The sequence below is a fragment of the Mesorhizobium sp. M7A.F.Ca.CA.004.12.1.1 genome (genome assembly GCF_003997835.1).
GTDB lineage: Bacteria > Pseudomonadota > Alphaproteobacteria > Rhizobiales > Rhizobiaceae > Mesorhizobium.
On record NZ_RZRK01000940.1, the window covers coordinates 1 to 2,193 of the forward strand.

The following is a 2,193-nucleotide window of genomic DNA, read 5'->3' on the forward strand; positions in this document are numbered from 1 at the left end:
GGCCGCCCCGCCGACTGTGGTCTTGGCCAACTCTATGCCGGTGACGCCGGCGAAAAGCTTGCCGAACTGCTGCGCGGGCGGGTCGCGGCTTCGGCGTCACTGTCCTTCGCGGCGACCGAGTGGCCCGATATCATGGCGGCGCTGATCGCGCCTGAATCGGTCAAGCCGGCACAGGGCACCGACCGGAACATCGCCATCTGGGGTGCGCTGGAAGCCCGATTGCTGACCGTCGATACGCTGGTCATCGGCGGGCTCAATGAGGGCGTATGGCCGCGCAAGCCCGAGAGCGACCGCTTCATGTCGCGGCTGATGAAGACCGGTATCGACCTCGAACCGCCCGAGCGGCGCATCGGCCTTGCCGCGCATGATTTCCAGATGGCCATGGGCGCTGGGAAAGTGGTGCTGTCCCGCTCGGCGCGCGCCGGCGACGCACCCGCCGTGCCGTCGCGCTGGCTTCAGCGGCTGCTGACCTTTATCGGCAACAATCAGGCAGCGGAGCTGCGCCGGCGTGGCGACGAACTGCTCGCCTGGGCGCGCGCGCTGGATACAGGCCCAAGGCGGGATTTCGCGCCACGGCCGCAGCCGAAGCCGCCCCTGTCGGTGCGCCCGACGCATTTCTCGGTCACCGAGATCGAGACCCTGCGCCGGGATCCCTACGCTGTCTATGCGAGACGGATCCTTGGACTGATGCCGCTCGATCAGGTCATCCGCGACCCCGGTGCGGCCGAGCGCGGCACGCTGTTTCACGCCATCCTGCATCTGTTCTCAGGCAGTGTCGCCGATCCGCGCACCCCCGAGGCGCTCGCCGGCCTTATCGCCGCCGGCCGCGCCTGTTTTGCCGAGGCCGCACTTCCGGCCGATGTCGAGGCGGTGTGGTGGCCGCGCTTCGAGAAACTCGCCGCCAACATCATCGGGTGGGAGCGCACGCGCGCCGATGCGGTGACAAAGCGCCATGCCGAGGAGCGCGCCGGCAAGACCGTTGTCGGCCAATCCGGCGTGACGCTGTCCGGCTACGCCGACCGCGTTGACCTTTTGGCCGGCGGCATGGCCGACATACTGGATTACAAGACCGGTTCCTCGCCGTCCAAGGCGCAGGCGCACACACTGCTTGCGCCGCAACTGGCGTTGGAGGGCGCGCTGCTCAGGCGCGGCGCCTTCAAGGATCTGGGCGTACGCGAGCCCTCTCAACTGGCCTTCATCAGGCTGAAGCCGAATGGCGAGGTGTTCGAGGAATCCATCCTCGAACACAATCGCCAGCCGCGGACCGCGACCGATCTTGCCGAAGAGGCCTGGGCGCGGCTGGAAAAGCTGTTGATCCACTATGCCGATCCTGCGACGGGTTATCTGTCGCGCGCGCTGCCGTTCCGCGAAGGCGAGACCGATGGCGACTACGACCATCTTGCCCGCGTGCTCGAATGGTCGGCAGGCGGCGATGCCGGCGACGAGGCAGGGGAGGCATGAAAAAGGCCTATCCGATCCCCAGCGACACCGCGACCAGCCAAGCCCGCGCCGCCGATCCCGGCAATTCCGCCTGGGTGTCGGCGAATGCCGGATCCGGCAAGACCCATGTGCTGGCCCAGCGCGTCATCCGGTTGCTGCTGCGCGGCACCGATCCCTCGAAGATCCTGTGCCTGACCTATACGCGCGCCGCTGCCGCCAACATGTCCAACCGGGTCTTCTCGACACTGTCGGAATGGACCACGCTCGGTGACGCCGACCTTGCGGCAAAGGTCGAGGCTCTGGAAGGCCGCCGGCCGGATCTCGAGACCATGCGCCGGGCGCGGCGCCTGTTCGCCGAGGCACTGGAAACGCCCGGCGGGTTGAAGATCCAGACCATCCATGCCTTCTGCGAATCGGTGCTGCACCAGTTCCCGCTGGAAGCCAACATCCCGGCCCATTTCGAGATGCTCGACGGCCAGATGGAGGCATCGCTGTTCGCCGCGGCGCGCCGCGAGATGATCTCCGGCACATCCGCCGGCGACAGGGATCTGGCCGAGGCTTTTGCCGCCATTCTCGATCGGGGCGGCGAAGCCGGGCTCGACGCCTTGCTGGGTGAGATCGTGCGCAAGCGCGACGGCTTGCGCAATTTCATCGACGCCGTCGGGCGTGATGGCACGCGCTTCCAGGCCCTGTTCGAGGAATTCCATTTCCATCCAGGCCAGACGGCCGAGGGCATAGCCGCTTCGGTATGGC

The 2,193-nt window shown here is 67.4% G+C and carries 2 protein-coding genes; both read left to right on the forward strand.

The features are described 5' to 3' along the window. The coding region (addB, locus tag EN984_RS31995) for a double-strand break repair protein AddB (RefSeq protein ID WP_127384238.1) at positions 1-1,461 on the forward strand (1,461 nt) is incomplete at its 5' end. Further along, positions 1,458-2,193, forward strand: a 736-nt coding sequence (locus tag EN984_RS32000; RefSeq protein ID WP_164765802.1) for a UvrD-helicase domain-containing protein, incomplete at its 3' end; no start/stop codon positions are given. The genes addB and EN984_RS32000, both read left to right, overlap by 4 nt.